Genomic DNA, 23,828 nt, shown 5'->3' on the forward strand with positions numbered 1-23,828 from the left:
ACGGGGCCTGACCTTTTTAGAGATAACGTTCTTCCATAATTTTTTTATGATGCAGAAAGTGTCCAAGTGTTACAAAGCCCAATGCATTAACCGTAATGGAATTGTTATTGGCAATACCACTTGTTACAAGTTCTTTCGCAGAAAAACTTTTAAAGAGATGTTCGCTGCTTTTACGAACTGCTTTTAATTCGTCGCATAACGATTGTATTGTTCGCTTACTTACATCGGCAACAACTGCATATTCGTTTTCATCGAAACCGCTTAATGGGGCAGGGCTTTGCCTTGCAAACCACAATGCACGGTGTGTAAAGATGCGTTCCGCATCAATAATGTGTTGCAGTAATTGTTTTACTGTCCACTTTCCTTCGGCATAAGCATAATCAGCTTTTGCTTCGGGTAAGTTTTGTAAAAACGATTCGAGTACTGCCGATTGATTTTGAAAAGCAGTTTGCAGATCATCTTCGCTTACCTGCATAATGTAGTTGTGGTAAAACGAAGCATAGTCGTTGCTGGTTGGTCGTGGCATGATAACTAAGGTTTTTTATTGCAGCAGATAACGCAACATTGTTCGTTGCATTGTTTGTATCAAATGTAGCATAAAAAGAAATCCCGCTTTTCAGCGGGACTTTCTTAAAATCAGTTAACCTTTTTTTGTTTTCTTAACTTTTGGTTTTGGCTGCGGCTTAGGAGTTGGTTTGGTTTCCTGTTTGCGTTCGCCTTTAAGCGTTGCTGCAACCTTAACTGCTTCATATGCGTTAATTAAACCTCCGGTACGGCTGAAGTTTGCAAAATCTTCTTTCTCATTTTCTGTACCTGGCTTTGTAACCTGCATGTTAGGGTTTAATGCACCTTTTTCAATACAGTATTTTAATTGCTCGGGAGTAAGATCGGGATAATAAGAAAGTATGAATGCTGCTAAACCTGCAACAACAGGGCTTGCCATACTTGTACCTTGTGCAAAGCCATACGTATTACCACCGGGAATAGTAGAATAGATCTTTACGCCAGGAGCAAATACATCTACTTCGTTTTTACCATAGTTACTGAAGTCTGCAGCAAGGCCGCCCGTTTTCGGATCGCCGCTTGCACCAACAGTAAGAAAATTGGTTGCTTTTGTTTTTGTATCAGCAAAGTTGGGGTTAGGATAGTTTTCTGTACTGTCAACATTCTTACCATCGTTACCTGCAGCATGTACTAACAATACACCTTTGCTTTGTGCATAGCGAACTGCATCATCGATCCATTTCTTTTGTGGCGAAAAGCTTTTACCAAAACTCATGTTGATGATTTTTGCACCATTGTCTACTGCATAACGGATAGCCAGTGCAATGTCTTTATCATGCTCATCGCCATCGGGTACAGCACGAATGCTCATGATGCGTACATTGTTGGCAACACCATCCACACCAATTCCATTGTTACGTGCAGCTGCAATAATACCGCTTACATGTGTACCATGAAAAGGAGTGCTGGCCATTACATCGCCATTGCCATAAAAGCGATCATTAAAATCGTAGTAGCTATCTTTTACAATTTCACCACGGTAATCTTTAGGTGCAGAGATAGATGCTTCCGCTTTCTTTTCCTGGCCTTTATAATAGCTGCCGAACTCTTCCACAATGGTTGTGTTGGTAGCGTCCATCATATCAAAACCCTTGAACAACGAAAACATCGTTGATTTTGCATCAGCCTCTTTTGAATTGGCAGGCTTAAACGATACAAGATCGTTACCTGTATATTCCGGTTTGAACCGGAGTTTTAAAATACTGTCCGATGGAACTGTTTTGTTGTACAATCCACGCAGAAAAAGCACCTGCTGTTGTGCTTCGGTTGAACCATGCTCAATATCGCCCTGTGCTTTTTTGAAAATGCGGTATTCTTCCTTTTCAACAGGAGAGAGCTTGCTTTCATCTACATCTCCTTTGTATTTAGATCGCAGCGCATGGTAAAGACGTGCAGCTTCATACGAATCTTCTTTAACGTTGCGGCCATCTTTTCCACCTAAAAAGTTCCAGCCATAAATATCATCTACATACCCATTTTTATCATCGTCAATACCGTTACCGGGAATTTCTTTTGGGTTGCGCCAGAGAACCGGTTTCAGATCTTCGTGCAATGTATCAACACCACTGTCTATCACCGCCACAATTACTGTTGTGCTTTTACGGTTCTTTACAAACTCAAACGCTTTATCCATACTGATGCCGTAAAAACCATCAGCGGCCTGATCTTTCAGATGCCAGCCTTTTAACTGATCTTCTTTAACGGAGGTTTGTGCAAACGTAAAAGCGGAAGAAAGGGCGAATACGGATGAAACAAGCAACACTTTGTTTAACTGCATATCTATATCTCTTTGTTTTTTGAAACGGTAAAATTGCAATAACTGTGGGAGAAAAACATACCGTCTGACCACATTTTACAGCATTTTACAATAATTGGCGCTGTCAGTTCTTTACCTGACTCTTTTTAGTCGTTTTAATGCCTGCGTTGGGTTGTTAAGACTTGCTTAAAGATCGAATTTAATACCCTGTGCCAATGGCAGGTTATTTGAATAGTTGATGGTATTTGTTTGACGGCGCATGTAATTCTTCCACGCATCACTGCCGCTTTCCCTGCCGCCACCGGTTTCTTTTTCGCCACCAAATGCACCACCTATTTCGGCACCGCTTGTACCAATGTTTACGTTAGCAATACCACAATCACTACCGCCTGCTGAGAGAAACTGTTCGGCTTCACGCAGGTTCAAGGTCATGATGGAAGAAGACAAACCTTGCGGTACGCCATTCTGTATGGCAACAGCTTCAGCAATGGTTGAATATTTCAGTAAGTATAGAATAGGAGCAAAGGTTTCGTGCTGTACAATTTTATACGCAGGCTTTGCTTCAGCAATACATGGCTTCACATAACAGCCACCTTCGTAACCTGCACCTTCAAGCACACCGCCTTCAACAATAAAATGACCGCCTTCTGTTTTGCATTGTTCAATGGCATGCAGATAATTTTTTACGGCATCAGTATCAATGAGCGGACCAACATGATTGCTTTCATTCAACGGATCGCCAATGCTCAATTGTTTGTAGGCAGCTACCAGTTTTTCTTTTACAGTATCGTAAATACTTTCGTGAATAATTAAACGGCGGGTAGTAGTACAACGCTGACCTGCAGTGCCAACAGCACCAAACAACGCACCACGGATTGCAATATTCAGATCGGCATGTTCGCTGATGATGATGGCATTGTTGCCGCCGAGTTCTAACAAACTTCTTCCCAAACGTTCGCCAACAGCTGCACCAACTGCTTTACCCATGCGTGTGCTTCCTGTTGCAGAAACCAATGGCACTCTTGTATCATGACTCATCCATTCGCCAATTTCTCTGCCACCTTGTATTAAACAACTCACACCTTCGGGAACATTGTTCTTTGCAAATACTTCGGCAACGATATGTTGACAGGCAATACCACACAATGGTGTTTTTTCTGATGGCTTCCAGATACACACATCACCACAAACCCAAGCCAGCATAGTGTTCCAGCTCCACACAGCTACAGGAAAGTTGAATGCTGAAATAATGCCCACGATGCCTAACGGATGCCATTGCTCATACATACGATGGCCGGGACGTTCGCTATGCATCGTTAAGCCATGCAGCTGACGGGCGAGACCCACAGCAAAATCGCAGATGTCGATCATTTCCTGTACTTCACCATAACCTTCCTGCAAACTCTTTCCCATTTCGTACGAAACCAATTGACCCAGTGGTTCTTTCTTGGCTCGTAACGCTTCACCAATCTGGCGAACAATTTCACCACGCTTTGGTGCAGGCCAGATGCGCCATTCAGTAAATGCCTGTTGTGCTTTTGCAATCACAGCTTCGTACGAAGCTTTATCGGCAGCGGTGACTGCTGCAATTTCTTTTCCGTTAACAGGAGAGTAGGAGGTGATTTTCTCGCCGGCAGAAGAAAGCCAGTTGAGTCCTATCGAAACACCCGGGTTCAATTCTTTAATGCCAAGCTGTTGAATGAAGTTATGCATACGATCAATCGTTTTTGTGGCTGCAAATATCCAGAAAATAGTTTGCAAAAAAGGAAAGGGGCGGATAATAACCCCACCCCTTTAATCATATTTCTGTGCCACAGTTGATACCCTTCCGAGGAAGGGGATAAGCAGTCTTCTCTATAAATTTACTTTTACACCACCCATTACCCAGCGCTGTGGCATAAAAGAACCAAGCAGATCGCTGTAACGGCGGTTAAAAATATTATCGGCCTGCACAAATACACTCAGTTTATCTTTCAGTAAAAACAGATCAACACGTGTGTTGAGTAAGAAGTAATCTTTGCTGATGGGTACAAACGGTGCTGCTATGTTTTGCGGCTTCCTGTTTTTATACAATCCATTCAAACCGATGCCGATTTTTTTGTAGCGGTACATAGCATTGAATGTAAGCAGTTCTTTTGCATGGTTAGAAATGTATAATGACGGTACGCCGTTGTTGCTGCGGCTACGCATCCAGATAAAACCAATTCCACCGCTAAGCGAATGTTGTTCGTTGAACTTGTGATTGTATTGCACATCGGTTTCAATACCGGTTGTATTTACTTTACTGATGTTGCTTGCCAGTAAATAAGTGTTTGAAGGAGTTGGATCGAGATTGGTTTTACGTGGCATGTTTGCATACGTAGTAGATACATAATCGATCATATCGTCCTGGAAACGCTCGAACCAGGTAACAGAAACTTTTAAATCCGGTGAGAGAAAGTAATCTGCACCAAACTCATAACTCAACGATGTTTCTGAACTGAGATCAGGATTGCCGATACGTCCCGATTTTAATCCTGTTTTGTTATAGTTGTTGAAACGTTCTGTAAAATCAGCATCTCTTGTTGTGCGGCCAATGCTTCCACGAAGCAATAACGATTCGTAACGGTAAGATGCATTCAGCTGCGGAATAAACTCCCAGCCGGAGCGTTCGTTCCAATCAACACGAACTGCAGGGTTCAGCTGAAAGTTTTCCCCGATTTTTTGATTGAGTACAACAAATGCACCTGCATTTGATACTTCGTGATTGCCACGATCGTTCGATTCAATCTTGCGGCTGATGAATTGTGTGCCTGCAGTAATGGTTGCTTTGTCGTTAATGCTGTAATCGTATAGTGCAAGCCCTTGCAACAACGATGAATGATTGGAATTTGCTGTACCAAGTTTATTAAAGCGATACACATCATCGGCCTGTTTGTAACCTGCATCAAACGAAAAACGATGTTTGTTTTTTTGATGCTGCAGTTTTACATGATGCCAGCGGCTTACAACAGCTTCTGTTGCAGTATCGCTTAAGAAAGTAGTGTAAAAATTCTGTGCATTGAAATCACGGTCGTCGTAACCAAAGCGATAAGCAATACTTGTGTTTTCGTTTAGTTGTTGTTTTACCGATGCAGAAATAGTAGTAAGATTGAAATAACCTTTTGTACCACGCAATGCCTGGCCTTTAGCATTATTGGTTAACAAACCAACAGAAGCCGTGGTGTTTTTTTGATGCATGGAAAAGCCGGCCTGTGTATTAAACAAACCATAATCGCCGGCTGTAAGCTGCGCATTGATCTTATGTCCGTTGTTTTGTTTTTTGTTTGCAAATGTTTTGCTGATGATGTGCACCACACCACCAACAGCTTCAGTACCATAGATAGCAGAAGAAGCACCTTTTAAAATTTCAATACGATCGATCTCAGCAGGAGAGATGGGGATGTAAGCGTTGAAGTGTCCTGTAAGCGGATCGTTTAAACGGATACCATCAAGTATAACCAGCACCTGTTGAAATGTACCACCACGAATAGTAATGTCGCCCTGTGCACCCATTGGTCCACGGCTTTGCACTTCAACACCGGGAACGTAACGTAACAGTTCATCAATAGACTGTACAGGTAATTTCTGTAACACATCGCCTTTAATGATTAAAATGTTGCGACCCGTCTTTGATGCACTTACCGGCGTAAGTGACGCAGTGATGGTAATTGGATCTAATTCAATTTCTTTTTCCTGTGCATTGCTGCCGGAAAAAACACCCAGGAGGGCAAGACTCATGAGTGAAAGTTTTTGCAGTTTCATTTTGTTTTAAGGTTGATAATCGGCGCAAAGATATAGGGAGGTGCAGAAGAAATGACTGATTTTTATCAATGAAAAATTATGCACAAAATGATGTTCGCAACTAATGAATGAGTGTTATTGCACATAAGAAATTGTATATTCTGTTTGTGCAATCGGTTGAATAAAAAAATACATTTAATAGTCAGAATAATTGTGTTAATCAGGGCGTGAAAAGTTTTGTTCCAGTATTGATCGTCTGGCAAATAATTCAAATTCTCTTATTGCAGCACATTGTGTAAAGAGAAATCTTTCCAAAAACAAGCCAGGGTTTATTTTTTTATTTGGCGGAGCAGCATTTGCTAATTGCTGAAGTTGCTTAAGTAGTTCTTCATCTGATTTTAATTTGCTAAAACAGCTATCAAATATGCCGTTTTCAATTAAACTTTTATCCTGTTTAATTAGCATTAGTTTATACGTTGGCGTTAAACACTCGCAAAATAAAAGAAGGGGTTTTCCCATAATATTTGTTTGTTCTGCGATGTTAAATGGAGAGTCAATCCAAATGTCTTGTTTCATGAAACGATTCATAACAGAATCGAATAAAAATCTAAAGGTGGCAATGCTGTCCCTTTTAGATTTTTCAGTTTGAAATATTTTGACAAAAACAGGATTTGCCTTTGAAAAAGTGCTTGTTGACGAATTGCGAAATGAATTTGAAAAATCATTCCCTCTACTTAAATTACTCGCATAGTTATCTACAAAACTTTTGTAAACGTTTTCAAACAACGTGTCTTGTGAATAACCATTCAAATTGGTCATTATATAAAGCATCACAAATAGCAATGCTTTTTGTGATGCTTTCATAATTATTTCTTCTTCGCAGCTTTCTTGGGAGCTGCTTTTTTCTTCGGTGCAGCGGCTTTCTTTTTGGTTGCCGCTTTCTTTGCAGCTGCCTTTACCTGTTTATCAAATGCGCCGGGCATTTGCGCCACGATCATTTTTTTGATTTCTTCAACAGGCATCTGTGCTACTTCTTCAGTAGTATATTTTTCGCCATCTTTTTTCTTGTCGATCTTCAGCATCTTTTTACCGAAGCGGATGAACGGACCCCAGCGACCATTCTCTACTGCAATGTTTTCATCGGGCCAGCGAACAATAAAACGATTGGCTTCTTTCTCCACTTTTGCTTCGATCAGCTCATTAATATCATGCTGTGTAAGATTATCGAAATCGTAACGGCGTGGCACATTAATAAACAAACCATCCCATTTAATAAACGGACCAAAGCGTCCTTTACCTTTTGTTACCGGTTTGTTTTCAAAGAAGGCAACAGGCGCATCTGCTGTTTGTTTTTCTTTGATGAGTTCAATTGCACGATCCATGGTTACTTCCAATGGTTCTTCACCACGAGGTATAGAAATAAACTGTTCGCCAAATTTTACATACGGACCAAAGCGACCAACATTCACACTTACTTCCTGTTCTTCATATTCACCCAACGTTAACGGCAGTTTAAAAAGATCCATCGCTTCTTCATAAGTGATGGTTTCAATACTTTGGTTTTTACGCAACGCTGCAAACTTTGGTTTCTCTTCTTCACTTGCTTCACCAATCTGCACCATTGGTCCAAAGCGGCCCATACGTGCAACTACTTTCTTGCCACTTTCCGGATCAAGTCCTAACTCTCTTTCACCTTTAATGCGTTCTGCATTTTCAATGGTGTTCTCTACATCTTTTTTGAATGGCTTGTAAAACTCCTGCAGCATTTTGTTCCACTTCAGTTTGCCTTCGGCCACTTCATCGAACTCGTTTTCGATCTTGGCAGTAAAGCCATAATCCATAATATCATCGAAATGCTGTTTCAAGAAATCAGTCACAACCAAACCAAGATCGCTTGGAAAGAGTTTTGCTTTTTCTGCACCGGTATTTTCCTGGTTGGTACTCTTGCTTACTTTATCATCCTTCAACTGCAGTACACGATAATCTCTCGGCGTTCCTTCTTTATCACGCTTTTCTACATAACCTCTTTTTAAAATAGTAGAAATAGTAGGGGCGTAGGTTGATGGACGACCGATACCCAACTCTTCCAGTTTCTTTACCAGCGATGCTTCTGTATAACGTGGAGCAGGACGGGTAAAACGTTCAACCGCATTCATTTCATTCAGCGGTAAACTCATACCAATTGTCAATGGTGGCAGCATGCCTTCCATTTGTTCATCTTCATCTTCATCATCCCTGTCTTCACGATATACTTTTAAAAAGCCATCAAATTTCAATACTTCACCTTCGGCTTTTAATTCTTCTTTATTGGTAGAAATAGAAATGTTTGCTGTGGTACGTTCCAGTTCTGCATCGGCCATTTGACTTGCCATGGTACGTTTCCAGATCAACTCATACAAACGTTTCAGATCTGCATCATCCACCGTTGTATTTTCCATATACGTCGGGCGGATGGCTTCGTGTGCTTCCTGTGCACTTTCGTTTTTGTTTTTGTACTTGCGGAACTGGTGGTACTTATCGCCATACATTCCTTTAATGGTACGTGTAAGATCGCCAAGCGCTGTATCACTCAAATTCACACTATCTGTACGCATATACGTGATCTTACCGCTTTCGTACAATTTCTGTGCAAGCTGCATGGTACGGCTTACGCTATAGCCAAGCTTACGGCTTGCTTCCTGTTGTAAAGTTGAAGTGGTAAACGGAGGTGCCGGTGATTTTTTTCCGGGACGTACCTGTATATCGGCTACTTTATAGGTAGCCCCTTTACAACTGTTGAGAAACTTTTCTGCATCTTCTGCAGCATTTTGTTTTTTGCCTTCTGCTTTAAATGTTACGTTACGGCTGCTGAGATCCTTTGCAGTAAATAACGCTTCTATTTTAAAGGAAGATGTAGCAGCAAATGCATTGATCTCCCGTTCACGTTCTGCAATTAAACGAACCGCCACACTCTGCACACGACCGGCGCTGAGGTTATTGCGCATGCTCATCTTACGCCATAAAACGGGGCTTAGTTCGAAACCCACAATACGATCGAGGATGCGGCGTGCCTGTTGGGCATTCACCAGATCCATATTCACCGTACGTGGACTTTGCACCGCCTTTTGAATAGCGGGCTTGGTAATTTCGTGGAAAACGATACGTTTTGTTTTATACGGATCGAGGCCCAGCACCTCGCACAAATGCCAGCTGATGGCTTCTCCTTCACGGTCCTCATCCGTTGCCAGCCATACTTCGTCACTTTTTTTGGCCAGCGATTTCAGGTCTTTTACCACCTTTTCTTTTTCGTCGGGGACAATATAACGGGGTTCAAAATTGTTGTTGACATCAATGCCCATTTCATCTTTCTCCAGGTCACGGATGTGGCCATAGCAGCTCTTTACCTCAAAATCTTTCCCGAGGATCTTTTCAATCGTTTTTGCTTTGGCAGGACTCTCTACTATCAATAAATTCTTCGCCATAATTAGGTTCCACAAGCCGGTTTTTAGCGGACATCGGCGCCACAATATTATAAAATGATTGATAAATGCAAGAAAAGAAGGAAATAATGGATAATTGATAATGTATAATTAAAAAGCGTAAGCGGCTGATTTTTAAGAAATGGGTTGCTTATATTTTGGATTGAATCAGCTCAAGAATTGCACTTGCTTCCTCCGAATCAAAATCAACGCCTTTCTGTTTCTTAACCGCATAACCCGATAATTCGAAATGCTGATCGGCTTTGATGTTGTGATTGCTGAGGCAGGCTTTTACACAGGCAAGCGGGCAACCATCAATGGCAATGATCTTCCGGCTCGACTTTGCTGTTTTCACCAATGCCTTTACATTACCACCCACACCTGCAATGCACGACATTTCGGCTTTGCCCGAACGATCTAACTTAATGGCAAGATGATTGGCCATTTGTGCAGCACTGGAGCAGCCGGAACAGGAATAAACAAGTGGTTTGGTAACATCAGCCATTCATATATCATTTATTGTACGCAAAAATATTGGCGTGGAAGGGCTGAGGGGCTGTTTGCTGTCAGCAAAGTGGCTGATGTCTGTTCATCCGAAGGGTGACTGCACATCATTATTAATCAGTCAGCCTGTTTTAATCTCCTCAGTTAATACAACGCTTAACCTATACCGCCTCTCTTGTATGTTTACGGTGCAGATTGCTGATAAAATTTTTACGGTCGAACTCTTGCATGAAACCAGACTGTTCACCTTTTTTCAGTTCTTCAGTCAACTCTTTCTTTTGATTTTCTTCCTGTTCAAATAGTCTTAAAGCTGCACGCACCACTTCGCTAGCATAAGAATATCGTCCGCTTTCTATTTGTGAACTGATGAAACTTTAAAATAATCGCCTAACAGAATAGAAGTGTTTTTAGCCATAGCTTTTGTTTTATTAAAGGTGCCAATATTGGTATTTGTAATCTGCGTTGTTTAGGTTTTTCGTTTAAAAATTTTACTGCTTAGATGAAATTCTGTGTGCCTGCAACAATAAAAATAAATGCGAGCACAAACAAACCAGCCCATACTTCAATTAATCCTATCCAGTAATAAGGAAATGAATAATAACTTGCTTCTCCCGGTATGCTTGGGTCGTAAATAATTTTTGCAGAATCGCCAATCTTCCAATTTCGAAACAATATATTCTTGTCGAGACTGGCATAATAGAGAGTTGAATCGGAACCGACTCTAAAAACAACTACTGGAAAAGGTCTTGATTCTGTCGGGCTACCTTTGCCATACAGCATCTTGGTTGAAAAGCCCTCAACTACACCGGTTGTTATTTTGCCTGAAAAAAAATCGGGGGTTCTCGTTAAAAAAATTACGATCGTATAAAGAAATAAAAAAACAGAAATGAGCATAATTTGTCTGCGTCTTACTGTCTTTTCTGAAGTGACTTTCATCTAAAAAGATTGAACAATGGTTAACCTGATAATATTTGTCAAACAACTTACAAAAACTCAATTATCGCCTTCTTTACTTTGTTGTCTCTGTAAATTCTTCTGTGTCCTAAACCTTTGGTGAGCATAAACTGAAAGTTGGGATGATTTTCCTGCTGCACTTTTTCTGCATCGGCCCATGGCGTTACATCATCATCTTCATCGTGTATCCACAATACATCTGCTTTTATTTTTTGCGCAGCATGACGAACAGAAATTGTATCAGCCGTATGTCCACTCTTTTCAAAAATGATCTTTCGCATTTCTTCTTTCACTTCTTCATCAATTTTCAGCACAGCTGCAAAACTGGTAAGTGCGCTTTCTGTTTCTGTTGCAGGAGCAATCAATACCAGTTTTTTGTTTTCCTGGTAAGCTTGTTCTTCCATAAATACAGAAAGTGCCAGTCCGCCAAACGAATGTGCAATAAACGAATGAATAGGGCCAAAGCGTTCGTACACTTTTTTTATTGTATCACGGTATTGGTACACATTAATGGTTTTGCCGCTGCTGTCGCCATGTGCAGGCGCATCAAATGCAATTACTTCGTAACCTTTCTTTACCAGCGGCATTACAAAATGATCGAATTTTTTTACAGTGGATGAAAAGCCGTGCAGGATCAATGCTTTCTTTGGTTGCGGATGATTCCAGCGATAACCAACAAGGTTATAGTGTTCAACTTTTAAGTGTAGTTTTTCTGCTTTTTCAAATACAGCCGGTGCTTTCTTTTTGTTAACGGTGTAAGGTGTGCAAAACAATTCAAATGCTTTTTCAGCAGCTTTACGTTTGGAGAGTTTAGCAAAGATGTTGAGCTTTGCACGGTAATAACCGATCACTAATTTCTGCGCAAGTTTCATTTTTTTACGTAGGATGTTTTACTTTGTTGCAAATTACTTCTTCCTTACCACTAACTCTTGTCTAATATGAAAGTAATTCTGCTTGGTTCGGGTAATACGGCAACCGTATTAGCTAAAATGATCGTTAAAGCCGAACACGAAGTGGTGCAGGTGTGGAGCCGGAACTTCGATCATGCCAAAGCGTTAGCAGCTAAAGTACGTGCACAGCCAATTGCAACATTGGATGAACTGAGTGGTGAAGCCGATCTCTGTATTATGGCTGTTTCCGATGCAGCCATTCCCCAACTGGCGAAACAATTGCAGCTGCGAAGAAAAGTATTGGTACACACTGCAGGTTCCGTAAGCAGGGATGTGTTGCGCAACAGTTCGCCCAATTACGGGGTGTTGTACCCATTACAGAGTTTGCGCAAAGAAATGCTTGTTATTCCTCCGGTACCTTTTTTAATTGATGGCAATTCGGACGAGGTAAATGCTTTGCTTGAAGATTTTGCACATTCACTTTCGGATAATGTACAGTTTGTTGATGATGCCGCCAGGCTCAACATGCATCTGGCAGCGGTAATGGTGAGCAACTTCACTAATCATTTATATGCATTAACCGAAGATTATTGCAAAGACCGGAACCTCGATTTTAAATTGCTTCATCCCTTGATTATTGAAGTAGCCTGCCGGCTTACACAGGGGCATGCAGTAGATATGCAAACCGGTCCGGCACGCAGGGGCGATGAGGAAACCATTAAAAAACATTTACTCTTGCTGGAAATTGATGAACATCTGCAGGATTTGTACCGTGAGCTTTCGGAAAGTATTCAGAAGCTGTACAGGAAAAAATAAATTCTTCTGCCGTAACATTGTGTTATGAATCTGCTCGAACGTTTTACCCGCATAAAAACTTTTGTATTTGATATGGATGGTGTGCTTACCGATGGCTCCCTCATCATTATGCCCGGTAACGAACACATCCGCACCATGAACATTAAAGACGGTTATGCATTACAGTTAGCTGTAAAGAAAGGCTATAATGTAGCCATTATTTCGGGTAGCTTAAGTAAACCTTGCGCAGAGCGTTTCGAGTATCTCGGTATACGTAATGTTTTTATGAAAGTGAAGGATAAAGAAGAAGTGCTGGCACAGTTTCTTTTAGCCAATCATTTACAGTGGGAAGAAACCCTGTTCATGGGCGATGATATTCCCGACCTGGAAGTGATGAAACTGGTGGGCCTATCTGCTTGTCCGGCCGATGCAGTACCGGAGATCAAAGCTGTTTCAACATTTATCTCTACAGTTAACGGTGGTAAAGGCTGTGCAAGAGAAGTAATTGAAAAAGTATTAAAACTGAATAATGATTGGGTGGTGGATGCAGCAGGGGTGAGTGCGAAGTAGGATGGAGGATGTCTGATTTATGATGTAGGAAGTAAGAAGTACGAACATCTCCGCAACTTGTGAGTCACTTAATTACCAATACCAAATTCCGAATTCCAATTCCCCGATTCCAACCTATCTTCACGGCATAAATAGTCAGATGCAAAAGCTCGCCGATTTTTTTAAACTTGTCCGTTGGCCGAATCTTGTTTTTATAGCCCTAACCCAGGTATTGTTTTTCTATTGCGTTGTGCAACCGGTTATGTTTGGCAATTTGTATATGAACCGTGAGTTTCATATCCTCTTTTGGATTCTTTGTGCATCATCAGTTTTTATTGCAGCTGCCGGTTATGTTATCAACGATTATTTCGATCTCAACATCGATCTTGTGAATAAGCCGGGAAAAATGGTGGTCGATCGCAGCATCAGTCGCCGCTGGGCTATTTTCTTTCACATGTTCTTTTCGTTTGCCGGTGTGTTGATGGGCTTTTACATTGGTTTGCAAAACGGCAACTGGGTTATAGGTTTTGCCAATATGGGTTGTGTGTTTGTGCTGTGGTTTTACAGTACAACGTTTAAAAAGAAACTGCTTACTGGTAATATTCTTATTTCGTTGTTAACAGCATGGGTTGTGTTTGTGGTGTACCTGTTAACGATTCATCAGCAGATCGATCTGTTGCATCCTGTACAGCCGGGTTCGCATCAGAAATTATTGCGTCTTGCATTGCTGTATTCAAGCTTTGCATTTATCATTACACTTATTCGTGAAGTAGTAAAGGATGTGGAAGATATGGATGGAGATGCAAAGTATGGTTGCAAAACCATGCCTATCGTTTGGGGTGTCCCTTTTTCAAAAGTGTTTGTAAGCATCTGGCTGGTTATTCTGCTGGTGTTGTTGTTTATTGTTTTGTTTTATGTGTTGCAGTTTAAAATGTGGGTGGCGGCCTTATATAATCTTGTGCTTATTATTGCGCCGTCGGCCTATGTGGTGCGGTTATTGCTCAAAGCAAACCGAACAGCTGATTTTACAAAACTGAGTAAATGGATCAAAGCCATGATCTTTACCGGTATTCTTTCCATGATCTTATTTAAATTTTTTGCTTGATGGAACGGATAATACTTGCATCAAAATCGCCAAGGCGAAAACAATTGCTCGAATGGGCCGAAATTCCTTTTGATGTAATGGTAAAGGATACAGATGAAATGTATCCGGCATCACTTCCCATCGATCAGGTGCCTGTGTACATAGCACGCAACAAAGCGTTGGCGGTAAAAGAAGAATTAAGTCATGATCGTTTGATTCTTGCAGCAGATACTGTTGTTGTATTGAATGGAAAAGTAATTGGTAAACCGGTGAATAAAGAAAATGCTATTGCGATATTAACAGAATTATCCGGACAGGTACACGAAGTAATTACAGGCGTTGTGCTGATGCGTGATGATGCAGAAATTGCGTTTGCAGATATAACAGAAGTAGAGTTTCATAAGCTATCGCCTCAGCAGATCGAGTTTTATGTAAACAAATACAAACCGTACGATAAAGCAGGTGCATACGCTATACAGGAATGGATCGGCGTGGTAGGCATCAAACGTGTAAAAGGAGATTTTTACAATGTAATGGGTTTGCCTGTGAGCCGTGTGATGAAAGCGATATTAGAATTTGAAAATTAATTGAATTTGATAATTTGAAAATGGGAGGCAGTTTCTGTCTCCCATTTTTATTTACGGCAGTATTGACTTAACCAAAGACTTTTTTTAATTTTCAAATTATCAAATTTCCACATTTTCAAATTGCGCCATGAACGAACACCTGCTCCAATACATCTGGCAACATCTTTACTTCAACAAAGAAGAACTGCTTACGGTACAAAACGAAACACTGCAGATTATTTTCCAGGGCAGCCGAAATACCAACCAAGGTCCCGATTTTTTAGAAGCTAAAGTCAACATTAATGCTGTTACATGGGTTGGCAATATTGAGCTGCACATCAAAACCAGCGACTGGATAAAGCATGGGCACACCGGCGACATGCATTACAACAATGTGGTGCTGCATGTAGTTTATGAAAATGATCTTGCTATCGATAATAACTTACCTGTTCTTGAATTAAAGAACCGCATTTCGAAAAACCTGCTGGGTTATTACAAACAGCTAATGGAACAAAACAGTTTTGTACCCTGCAGTAACCAACTGCAACAGGTAAACGAACTGGTTTGGCAAAGCTGGAAGGAACGGATGATTGCCGAACGCCTGCAACAGAAAAGCAATCTTATTCAACAACTGTTGCAACAAAGCAACCGCCATTGGGAAGAAACATTCTGGCAACTGGTAGCTCGTAATTTCGGCGCACCTTTAAATGCAGATGCGTTTGAACTTGTTGCGAAAACTTTGCCCGTTACCTTATTGGCAAAACATAAAAATCAAATTCATCAACTCGAAGCATTGTTGTTGGGGCAGGCAGGTTTGCTTAATACAGATTTTTCAGAGGACTATCCGGTAATGCTGCAAAAGGAGTATCGGTTTTTACAAACAAAACATAAGCTACAACCAATAACAAGGCCGCTGCAGTTTTTGCGTATGCGGCCATCTAATTTTCCAACGGTTCGCCTTGCACAACTGGCCATGCTTATTCAGCAGTCGAGTCATCTTTTTTCAAAAGTGATCAATGCAAGAACGATTGAGCAGTTACGGTCAATGTTTACTGTTACGGCCAACGATTTCTGGCATTATCATTATACACTCAATGAAGCAGGTTCGTTCAGGAAAAAGAACGTAGGCGATGTAATGGTTAACAACCTGCTCATTAATACTGTTATTCCTTTGTTGTTTGTGTATGCACAGGAACAACACAACAGAGCATTGAAAGAAAAAGTCCTTCAATGGTTGCAGCAGCTGCCAAAAGAAAAAAACAGTATTACAGCAAAATGGGAAGCTGTTGATGTAGTACATCAATCGGCCTTCGACTCACAGGTGCTTTTGTTTCTTAAAAAAAATTACTGCGATGCAAAACATTGCTTACAATGCGCCATCGGCAACAGCTTACTAAAAAAACAACTTACCAGTTAAACACTACGTTCTGCTCAATTGCAGGGTCGAGGCTTTTAGCAACAGGGCAGGTGAGTGCTGCATTTTGTAAAATGGTGCGTTGCTTATCATCGAGCTGTAAACCGGCAGGAAATGTAAACGTTACATCAACAGCACCAATACGGCGTGGTTCCGATTTCATGTGTTTTTGAATAGCGATCTGCACACCATTTAAATCAACCTGCATATCACGTGCCTTAATACCCATAATGGTAAGCATGCAGCTGCCAAGTGCTGTTGCAACAAGATCGGTAGGTGAAAAACGTTGTGCTAAACCCTGGTTATCTAGTGGGGCATCTGTTTCAACAATTGATTGACTGTGTAAATGGATTGCTTCGGTACGTAAATCGCCTTTATAAACAATAGAAGAAGTCATCTTATTAAATTATTGGTAAAGAAAAGAGGCACAAGATACCATAATGCGTTGGTATTCGTTTAAAGTGTAAATTTACGTTGAAACAATAAATTCAGGCTTGTGAAAAAAGTAGTCCTCAGTTGCTCATTCCTGTTTGCTGCCTTCGTTTCGTTTGCACAGAACACAGATAACCGTCGTACAGAGCGTGATGCAAAAAAAGAAGCACGCCGTCAGAAAATAGATAATCTTATCCGTCAGCAGGAAGAAGGTGCGTTGATATTTAATAAACAAAGTGTGTTTGGTTTACGCCTTAATACCGATGGTTGGGGACTGATGTATGAGAAAGGTTATTTAAAGAACGCAAACACCGCCAATCTTTTCAGTATTGAATTCAACGAAAAAAAACATCCCAAAGAAAAAAAGCTCAACAATGTTTTAAACAACAATGGTTTTTTGCAGTTGGGTAATCCTTTTGTTTATGGCAAGCGGAATAGTTTTTACCAGTTGAAACTTTCTTACGGTCAGCAACGCATGCTGGGGGCTAAAGCCAATAAAAACGGCGTTGCTATCCATGCAATTTATGGAGGTGGATTTTCAGCCGGCCTCGAACGTCCGTATTATGTACGTATACAGGATCCCGGTCCTGAAGGATCGAGAGATATCAAATATTCAATCGCCGACAGTGCTGCCTTTCTTGAACCGAATAATATTATTATGGGTACCGGCTTACGCTATGGCTGGAAGGATATGAAGTTTGTACCGGGTGTACATGCAAAAGCTGCTCTCCGTTTCGATTATGGACGCTTTAACGAAACCGTTGCGGCTATTGAAATAGGGATGAACCTCGAAGCATACAGCCGTAAGGTGGAAATTATGCTGTTGAACCCTTCGCAGCAGGTGTTTTTCAACGGATATATTGCTATTCTGTTTGGTAAACGAAAGTAGCCTAACTTTGCCCCTCATTTAGTTGAAACTATGCAGGAAATTGTAGTGAATGATGCTGCCGCAGAGCAGAAACCAAAGAAACCGGATTGGTTAAGAGTACGTCTTCCTATCGGCGAAAGCTATCGCCACGTACGTAATCTTGTAGATAAGAATAAGCTTCATACCATTTGCGAAAGTGGCAATTGCCCCAATATGGGCGAGTGCTGGGGAGAAGGTACAGCCACCTTTATGATATTGGGTAACACCTGCACCCGCAGTTGTGGTTTTTGTGCTGTTGCAACAGGCCGGCCCGACCCGATCGATTGGGATGAACCCCAACGTGTAGCCGAAGCCATTCATTTAATGAAGGTGAAGCATGCCGTACTTACATCGGTTGACCGTGATGAAATTAAAGATGGTGGAAGCATCATCTGGTACAACACCATCCGTGCAGTAAAAACATTGAATCCCGATACAACATTGGAAACGCTGATCCCCGATTTTAAAGGGCAGATGGAAAATGTGCAACGTATCGTGGAAGCGCATCCCGAAGTTGTATCGCATAACATTGAAACGGTTGAACGTTTAACACGCCAGGTACGTATACAGGCAAAATACTGGCGCAGTATGGATGTGTTGCGTTACCTGAAAGAAAACGGTATGCGTGTAAAGAGTGGAATTATGCTTGGCCTTGGCGAAACAAAAGAGGAAGTGATCCAGACATTAAATGATTTAAAAAATAACGGTGTTGATGTGGTTACCATCGGCCAGTACCTGCAGCCCACTAAAAAGCATTTGGCTGTACAACGTTTTGTACACCCCGATGAGTTTGCTGAGTACCGTGAAATCGGTTATACCATTGGCTTGGATTACGTTGAAAGCGGACCGTTGGTACGTTCAAGCTATCACAGCGAAAAACATGTGCTTCCCGGTTACGGCAAAGCAAAATGGGAAGAAGAAAAAGCGAATTTTATAGCATAAATTTTTTATGAAAAAAATATTAATCGGAGCAGTGTTGTACATCATCACTGCTCCTTTTTGTTTGGCACAAGTTCATTGGCTGAATGTTGATTCGTTGTATGGTTCATTGCCAACTTCAGTACATGTATTTACCACAACTGATTTAATTGATGGCAAGCCGAATATTGCATTCTATGTAATTGCCGATTTGAAAGATCTCAAGCTGAGTTTTACGACCGATACAACACTCAATCGCCGGATTACTCCTCAACAGTTTTACGAAAAGAACCAACAGCCCTTGCTCATAGTGAATGGAACTTTTTTTGATTTTGCTACGAACAGGAATTTGAATGCAGTGATCAAAAATGGAAAATTGGTTTCATATAATGTGCATACAACTGCATTGAAGGGAAAGGATACGTTGCTGTACATGCATACATTTCGTTCGGCCATTGGTATTACTAAAAAAAGAAAAGCAGATGTTGCCTGGTTGTATACTGATTCGTCGGCGAGGTTTGCAAAGGCGTTCCAACAAGTCCCCGGTTTTTATAAAGATTCGTTTGCAGTTGTAACGCAAAAAGGACTGTTGCAGCGATCTTCAAAATGGAATATGCAAACAGCTATTTCAGGAGGTCCCGTATTAATTCAAAATACAAAAATTGCTGTCAGCAATAATGAAGAACACATGTTCTCCGGCAAAGCCATTGACGATAAACATCCACGAACCGCCATGGGATATAGAGCTGATGGTAAATTGATCATTCTTGTTGTGCAAGGACGGATGCCCGGTATTGCAGAAGGGGCAACATTAACAGAGCTTGCAAAACTATTGCTCGATCTTGGTTGTGTAGAAGCATTGAATCTTGATGGAGGCGGCAGCAGTTGCATGTTGGTGAATGGTAAAGAAACCATTAAGCCCAGCGATAAAGAAGGGCAGCGGCCGGTACCGGCTGTGTTTATAATTGAAGAAAATAAATAAATAAATTTATAGCAGAGTTTTTCGGGATATAGCGCAGCCCGGTAGCGTGCTTCGTTCGGGACGAAGAGGTCGCTGGTTGGAATCGAATCATCTCTACAAATACCCGTAATGTTGTCCCTGATTATTCCAAAGAACTATTGTAGATTATTGCGAGATTAAGTTTGTTTTACGGAAGGGGATACAATCTTTAAAAAAAGAGTGTAAAGATTATAGAGTCATCGCTTTATACTTTTAATGTTTTCAAGTCCTACGAACAGCAATAGAGTTTCTACCGAACTTGTGATAATAATTCCAAGAGCAGATTTGTTATACATGCTTCTTCTGTTAACCTAACAGGGGATGCAATGACTCAATTTGCAAACGAAATGCAAAGAATATTGAAACGTACATTTCTTTTTTTATACTATCAGTAATTATTCAATTAAGTAATGACAGAAAAAATTTAGATAACAGATAAAGTTGTTTTAACTGAAATTTTTCTGATTACACTAAGATTACTTATTAGACTACTGGTTACCGTTAGATCTAATGAAAATTAATTTTACCAGACATACTGGCTTGTTCTATAAGACATGCGAAACTTCTATCGGTAATGTTATTGTTTAAACTTTAAGCTTAATAATCCTTTATATAATTAACGAATAATATTCAAAAAAAATATTTGTGTTTTTTTGAAGTTAAATGTTTGGATTTTTTTTTTTTTGAAATATACTTTCACATTACCAAACCGAACCTACAGCAGCTTATCTCCAATACTTCCTTAGAATCCCAATCAAACGTTTCATGTGTTGAATGTATTATCGGCAGTAAAAAAATCCGGCCAATAATTCTATAGCGTATACTATGTCTAATACTTTTCTCATCAGCTAATCTTTAATTCGTTTTTACTCAAAATTTGAAAATAGATTTTTTCAAAGCGGCATTGCTGTGCCCGATTGTAAACCATAATACCCAAGATCATGCGAAAGGAAAGTTCACTTCACCAACAAGGTTCCTTCTTGACAAAAGTTTCTAACTTTTTCAAACTTGTGTTGCTTCTATGCAGCACATTCTTTTTTGGAGGCATTCCTGTAACTGCACAAATTGCTTGTACTAACAATTTGCTTGGCAATTACAGTGGTTTTGAATTAACACCCGGTACTGCTAACTTCGGCACATCTCCTTACACAGCACTTCCGGGAACTGATCTGCGAATAATAAACAGCGGATCGTTTGCTTCGGGAGTCGGTCAGGTACTAACTAATACTTCAGGCGTACCAGGGGCTGTCGCCTTATCGCCGCATTCGGGCAACCAAATGCTTGTTGCTCATCCAAAGAGTAATAATGATCGCTTATGGTTTCAAAATATAACTGTTGTTCCTGGCTATACATATACATTTTGTTTTTGGGCTGCCAATATTAAGGCTAATCCACCATCGATGTCACTTGACATTTATATGAACGGAACAAAAGTTACAAGTGGCAGCATTAATTATGGATCTTGGACACAAGTGTGTGGATCTTATACTGTACCTGCGGGTGTGACTACAATACAAATTGCAATAACAGATCCTCTCGCCGGCTCTGATGGTGCTGCGGGAAAAAGCCACTTTATTGCGGTGGATGATTTATGTCTTCAACGTACCACCACGTTGACCCTTTCTAATCTGGTTTGGGAAGATGTAAATAATAATGGTTTGAAAGATGCTTCTGAATCAGGAGTTGCAGGCGTAACAGTCAATCTTTATAACAGTTCAGGTACATTGATTGCAACTACAGTAACAGACACAAATGGATTGTATCAATTTACAGGTTTGGCTGCCGGTACTTACAGTGTAGGAATTGTTCTTCCCTCCGGTTACGTTAAAAGTGATGTCGGTACAACAAGTATTGCAACCGATGATCAGAATGACGGTAATGCAGTTGTTTCCGGAGAAGTGAAAACAGATCCTTTTACATTAACAAACAGTTCAACTAATATAGATTTTGGAATTTATAAGACCGCTTGTCTTGGAGACTTTGTGTGGAACGATCTGAACGCAAACGGTGTGCAGGATGCAGGTGAACCGGGTATATCAGGAGTAACAGTTACACTCAGCAAACCCGATGGAACAACAGCAACTACAACAACCGATGCCAATGGAGCATACAGTTTCTGTGGTCTTGCACCAGGTACATACAGTGTAAGTTTTGCAACACCATCAGGATATACAGCAACCGGTAGTAATGTTGGTGGAGATGATGCCAAAGACAGTGATCCTGTTGGCGGAACCGTAACAGGTATCGTGTTAACATCAGGAGAAACAAACAACAGCATTGATGCAGGATATTACAAGACCGCTTGTCTTGGAGACTTTGTGTGGAACGATCTAAACGCAAACGGTGTGCAGGATGCAGGTGAACCGGGTATAGCAGGAGTAACAGTTACACTCAGCAAACCCGATGGAACAACAGCAACTACAACAACTAATGCTAACGGAGCATACAGCTTCTGTGATCTTGCACCAGGTACATACAGTGTAAGTTTTGCAACACCATCAGGATATACAGCAACCGGTAGTAATGTTGGTGGAGATGATGCCAAAGACAGTGATCCTGTTGGCGGAACCGTAACAGGTATTGTGTTAACATCAGGAGAAACAAACAACAGCATTGATGCAGGATATTACAAGACCGCTTGTCTTGGAGACTTTGTGTGGAACGATCTGAACGCAAACGGTGTGCAGGATGCAGGTGAACCGGGTATAGCAGGAGTAACAGTTACACTCAGCAAACCCGATGGAACAACAGCAACTACAACAACTAATGCTAACGGAGCATACAGCTTCTGTGGTCTTGCACCAGGTACATACAGTGTAAGTTTTGCAACACCATCAGGATATACAGCAACCGGTAGTAATGTTGGTGGAGATGATGCCAAAGACAGTGATCCTGTTGGCGGAACCGTAACAGGTATCGTGTTAACATCAGGAGAAACAAACAACAGCATTGATGCAGGATATTACAAGACCGCTTGTCTTGGAGACTTTGTGTGGAATGATCTGAACGGTAACGGTGTGCAGGATGCAGGTGAGCCGGGTATTGCAGGAGTAACAGTTACACTCACCAAACCCGATGGCACAACTACAACCACAACAACCGATGCCAATGGAGCATACAGTTTCTGTGGTCTTGCACCTGGAACTTACAGTGTAAGTTTTGCAACACCATCAGGCTATGCACCAACCGGCAGTAACCTTGGAGGCAACGATGCAAAAGACAGTGATCCTGTTGGCGGAACAGTAACAGGTATCACACTTGCATCGGGAGAAACAAACAATACCATTGATGCAGGATATTACAAGACCGCTTGTCTTGGAGACTTTGTGTGGAATGATCTGAACGGTAACGGTGTGCAGGATGCAGGTGAGCCGGGTATTGCAGGAGTAACAGTTACACTCACCAAACCCGATGGCACAACTACAACCACAACAACCGATGCCAATGGAGCATACAGTTTCTGTGGTCTTGCACCTGGAACTTACAGTGTAAGTTTTGCAACACCATCAGGCTATGCACCAACCGGCAGTAACCTTGGAGGCAACGATGCAAAAGACAGTGATCCTGTTGGCGGAACAGTAACAGGTATCACACTTGCATCGGGAGAAACAAATAATACCATTGATGCAGGATATACATTCATATGTACTAAACCAGTACTGTACAACAATGGAAAACCATTGCCTGAGAATATAACGGTTGAATGTACTGCTCCAGCTGCAGAAACGTTGACTGCAAGTGATAATTGCGGAAATGTTCCGGTTGATTTCAAAGAACAAATAACACCGGGAGATTGTGCAAATAAATATATTGTTACAAGAACCTGGACTGCTACTAATTCGCAGGGACAAACAACAACTCATACACAAACCATCACCGTAACAGATAACACTGCACCAGAGTTAACAGTACCTGCAGATGCAGCCGTATCCTGTGATAATGTACCGGCAGTTGGAACAGCCACAGCCACTGATAAATGTGATGCTGCACCGAAGGTGACCTATCTTGGAGAAGAACGCATCAACGGTAACTGTGCAGGTAATTACAAACTGATCCGTAGCTGGAAGGCAGAAGATGCATGTGGTAACAGTGTTACAAAAACACAAACCATCACGGTAACAGATAATACTGCACCAGAGTTAACCGTGCCTGCAGATGCAGCCGCATCCTGTGATAATGTACCGGCAGCAGGAACAGCCACAGCCACTGATAAATGTGATGCTGCACCGAAGGTGACTTATCTTGGTGAAACAAGAGTAGATGGTAACTGTGCAG

20 protein-coding genes are annotated in these 23,828 nt (G+C 41.2%); 9 read left to right on the plus strand and 11 right to left on the minus strand.

The genetic code is table 11. The features are described 5' to 3' along the window. Nucleotides 1–16: 16 nt before the first annotated feature. The 10 genes from ESA94_RS16540 to ESA94_RS16585 form a co-directional block, all read right to left on the minus strand. A complete protein-coding gene (locus tag ESA94_RS16540; RefSeq protein ID WP_129132047.1) occupies nucleotides 17–526 on the minus strand; it encodes a DinB family protein in 510 nt (169 codons plus the stop codon). Nucleotides 527–640: 114 nt separating this feature from the next. Then, on the minus strand, nucleotides 641–2,341 hold the full coding sequence (locus ESA94_RS16545; protein ID WP_129132048.1) for a S8 family peptidase: 1,701 nt from the start codon (nucleotides 2,339–2,341) through the stop codon (nucleotides 641–643). Nucleotides 2,342–2,506: 165 nt separating this feature from the next. Continuing rightward, entirely contained in the window at nucleotides 2,507–4,033 is a 1,527-nt protein-coding gene (gene amaB, locus ESA94_RS16550; protein ID WP_129132049.1) for an L-piperidine-6-carboxylate dehydrogenase, read from the minus strand. Between the two features lie 141 nt (nucleotides 4,034–4,174). Then, entirely contained in the window at nucleotides 4,175–6,103 is a 1,929-nt protein-coding gene (locus ESA94_RS16555; RefSeq protein WP_129132050.1) for a TonB-dependent receptor plug domain-containing protein, read from the minus strand. Nucleotides 6,104–6,298: 195 nt separating this feature from the next. Next, a complete protein-coding gene (locus tag ESA94_RS16560) occupies nucleotides 6,299–6,946 on the minus strand; it encodes a hypothetical protein (RefSeq protein ID WP_129132051.1) in 648 nt (215 codons plus the stop codon). Nucleotides 6,947–6,948: 2 nt separating this feature from the next. Further along, nucleotides 6,949–9,543, minus strand: a complete 2,595-nt coding sequence (topA, locus tag ESA94_RS16565; protein ID WP_129132052.1) for a type I DNA topoisomerase — start codon at nucleotides 9,541–9,543, stop codon at nucleotides 6,949–6,951. Nucleotides 9,544–9,691: 148 nt separating this feature from the next. Then, a complete protein-coding gene (locus ESA94_RS16570; protein ID WP_129132053.1) occupies nucleotides 9,692–10,045 on the minus strand; it encodes a putative zinc-binding protein in 354 nt (117 codons plus the stop codon). A 160-nt stretch (nucleotides 10,046–10,205) separates the two neighbouring features. Then, on the minus strand, nucleotides 10,206–10,367 hold the full coding sequence (locus ESA94_RS21810; RefSeq protein WP_394342832.1) for a type II toxin-antitoxin system ParD family antitoxin: 162 nt from the start codon (nucleotides 10,365–10,367) through the stop codon (nucleotides 10,206–10,208). A gap of 172 nt (nucleotides 10,368–10,539) precedes the next feature. Then, the gene (locus tag ESA94_RS21485) at nucleotides 10,540–10,824 is read right to left on the minus strand and encodes a hypothetical protein (protein ID WP_164972773.1); all 285 of its coding nucleotides are present in this window, start codon (nucleotides 10,822–10,824) and stop codon (nucleotides 10,540–10,542) included. A gap of 203 nt (nucleotides 10,825–11,027) precedes the next feature. Further along, entirely contained in the window at nucleotides 11,028–11,870 is an 843-nt protein-coding gene (locus ESA94_RS16585; RefSeq protein ID WP_129132055.1) for an alpha/beta hydrolase, read from the minus strand. Nucleotides 11,871–11,936: 66 nt separating this feature from the next. On the opposite strand from ESA94_RS16585, the gene ESA94_RS16590 reads away from it, so the two are divergent. From ESA94_RS16590 to ESA94_RS16610, 5 genes are all read left to right on the plus strand, one after another. Further along, complete coding sequence (locus ESA94_RS16590) at nucleotides 11,937–12,704, plus strand: Rossmann-like and DUF2520 domain-containing protein (protein WP_129132056.1); 768 nt, start codon at nucleotides 11,937–11,939, stop codon at nucleotides 12,702–12,704. A gap of 24 nt (nucleotides 12,705–12,728) precedes the next feature. Further along, on the plus strand, nucleotides 12,729–13,253 hold the full coding sequence (locus ESA94_RS16595; RefSeq protein WP_129132057.1) for a KdsC family phosphatase: 525 nt from the start codon (nucleotides 12,729–12,731) through the stop codon (nucleotides 13,251–13,253). Between the two features lie 241 nt (nucleotides 13,254–13,494). Beyond that, the gene (locus tag ESA94_RS16600) at nucleotides 13,495–14,337 is read left to right on the plus strand and encodes a geranylgeranylglycerol-phosphate geranylgeranyltransferase (protein WP_240671079.1); all 843 of its coding nucleotides are present in this window, start codon (nucleotides 13,495–13,497) and stop codon (nucleotides 14,335–14,337) included. Continuing rightward, a complete protein-coding gene (locus ESA94_RS16605; RefSeq protein WP_129132059.1) occupies nucleotides 14,337–14,903 on the plus strand; it encodes a Maf family nucleotide pyrophosphatase in 567 nt (188 codons plus the stop codon). Before ESA94_RS16600 ends, ESA94_RS16605 begins: the two co-directional genes overlap by 1 nt. Before the next feature lie 127 nt (nucleotides 14,904–15,030). Next, entirely contained in the window at nucleotides 15,031–16,299 is a 1,269-nt protein-coding gene (locus ESA94_RS16610) for a DUF2851 family protein (RefSeq protein ID WP_129132060.1), read from the plus strand. On the opposite strand, the gene ESA94_RS16615 is transcribed toward ESA94_RS16610, so the two are convergent. Continuing rightward, entirely contained in the window at nucleotides 16,289–16,693 is a 405-nt protein-coding gene (locus ESA94_RS16615; RefSeq protein ID WP_129132061.1) for an OsmC family protein, read from the minus strand. The two genes, ESA94_RS16610 and ESA94_RS16615, sit on opposite strands and share 11 nt — an antisense overlap. 99 nt (nucleotides 16,694–16,792) lie before the next feature. Here ESA94_RS16615 and ESA94_RS16620 point away from each other — a divergent pair, with 99 nt between their 5' ends. The 4 genes from ESA94_RS16620 to ESA94_RS16640 all read left to right on the plus strand — a co-directional run. After that, entirely contained in the window at nucleotides 16,793–17,617 is an 825-nt protein-coding gene (locus ESA94_RS16620) for a hypothetical protein (protein WP_129132062.1), read from the plus strand. Between the two features lie 30 nt (nucleotides 17,618–17,647). Further along, nucleotides 17,648–18,577 (plus strand): lipoyl synthase, encoded by a 930-nt coding sequence (gene lipA, locus ESA94_RS16625; protein ID WP_129132063.1) that lies wholly within the window; start codon nucleotides 17,648–17,650, stop codon nucleotides 18,575–18,577. A 7-nt stretch (nucleotides 18,578–18,584) separates the two neighbouring features. Next, complete coding sequence (locus ESA94_RS16630) at nucleotides 18,585–19,535, plus strand: phosphodiester glycosidase family protein (RefSeq protein ID WP_129132064.1); 951 nt, start codon at nucleotides 18,585–18,587, stop codon at nucleotides 19,533–19,535. A 998-nt stretch (nucleotides 19,536–20,533) separates the two neighbouring features. Then, the coding region (locus tag ESA94_RS16640; protein WP_205755997.1) for an SdrD B-like domain-containing protein at nucleotides 20,534–23,828 on the plus strand (3,295 nt) is incomplete at its 3' end.

This window comes from Lacibacter luteus, assembly GCF_004118265.1.
In the GTDB taxonomy this organism is placed as follows: domain Bacteria; phylum Bacteroidota; class Bacteroidia; order Chitinophagales; family Chitinophagaceae; genus Lacibacter; species Lacibacter luteus.

Coding starts and splice junctions, on each gene's coding strand:
- ESA94_RS16540 (WP_129132047.1), bottom strand. CDS start 526: ATGCCACGACCAACCAGCAACGACTATGCTTCGTTTTACCACAACTAC.
- ESA94_RS16545 (WP_129132048.1), bottom strand. CDS start 2,341: ATGCAGTTAAACAAAGTGTTGCTTGTTTCATCCGTATTCGCCCTTTCT.
- amaB (WP_129132049.1), bottom strand. CDS start 4,033: ATGCATAACTTCATTCAACAGCTTGGCATTAAAGAATTGAACCCGGGT.
- ESA94_RS16555 (WP_129132050.1), bottom strand. CDS start 6,103: ATGAAACTGCAAAAACTTTCACTCATGAGTCTTGCCCTCCTGGGTGTT.
- ESA94_RS16560 (WP_129132051.1), bottom strand. CDS start 6,946: ATGAAAGCATCACAAAAAGCATTGCTATTTGTGATGCTTTATATAATG.
- topA (WP_129132052.1), bottom strand. CDS start 9,543: ATGGCGAAGAATTTATTGATAGTAGAGAGTCCTGCCAAAGCAAAAACG.
- ESA94_RS16570 (WP_129132053.1), bottom strand. CDS start 10,045: ATGGCTGATGTTACCAAACCACTTGTTTATTCCTGTTCCGGCTGCTCC.
- ESA94_RS21485 (WP_164972773.1), bottom strand. CDS start 10,824: ATGCTGTATGGCAAAGGTAGCCCGACAGAATCAAGACCTTTTCCAGTA.
- ESA94_RS16585 (WP_129132055.1), bottom strand. CDS start 11,870: ATGAAACTTGCGCAGAAATTAGTGATCGGTTATTACCGTGCAAAGCTC.
- ESA94_RS16590 (WP_129132056.1), top strand. CDS start 11,937: ATGAAAGTAATTCTGCTTGGTTCGGGTAATACGGCAACCGTATTAGCT.
- ESA94_RS16595 (WP_129132057.1), top strand. CDS start 12,729: ATGAATCTGCTCGAACGTTTTACCCGCATAAAAACTTTTGTATTTGAT.
- ESA94_RS16600 (WP_240671079.1), top strand. CDS start 13,495: ATGTTTGGCAATTTGTATATGAACCGTGAGTTTCATATCCTCTTTTGG.
- ESA94_RS16605 (WP_129132059.1), top strand. CDS start 14,337: ATGGAACGGATAATACTTGCATCAAAATCGCCAAGGCGAAAACAATTG.
- ESA94_RS16610 (WP_129132060.1), top strand. CDS start 15,031: ATGAACGAACACCTGCTCCAATACATCTGGCAACATCTTTACTTCAAC.
- ESA94_RS16615 (WP_129132061.1), bottom strand. CDS start 16,693: ATGACTTCTTCTATTGTTTATAAAGGCGATTTACGTACCGAAGCAATC.
- lipA (WP_129132063.1), top strand. CDS start 17,648: ATGCAGGAAATTGTAGTGAATGATGCTGCCGCAGAGCAGAAACCAAAG.
- ESA94_RS16630 (WP_129132064.1), top strand. CDS start 18,585: ATGAAAAAAATATTAATCGGAGCAGTGTTGTACATCATCACTGCTCCT.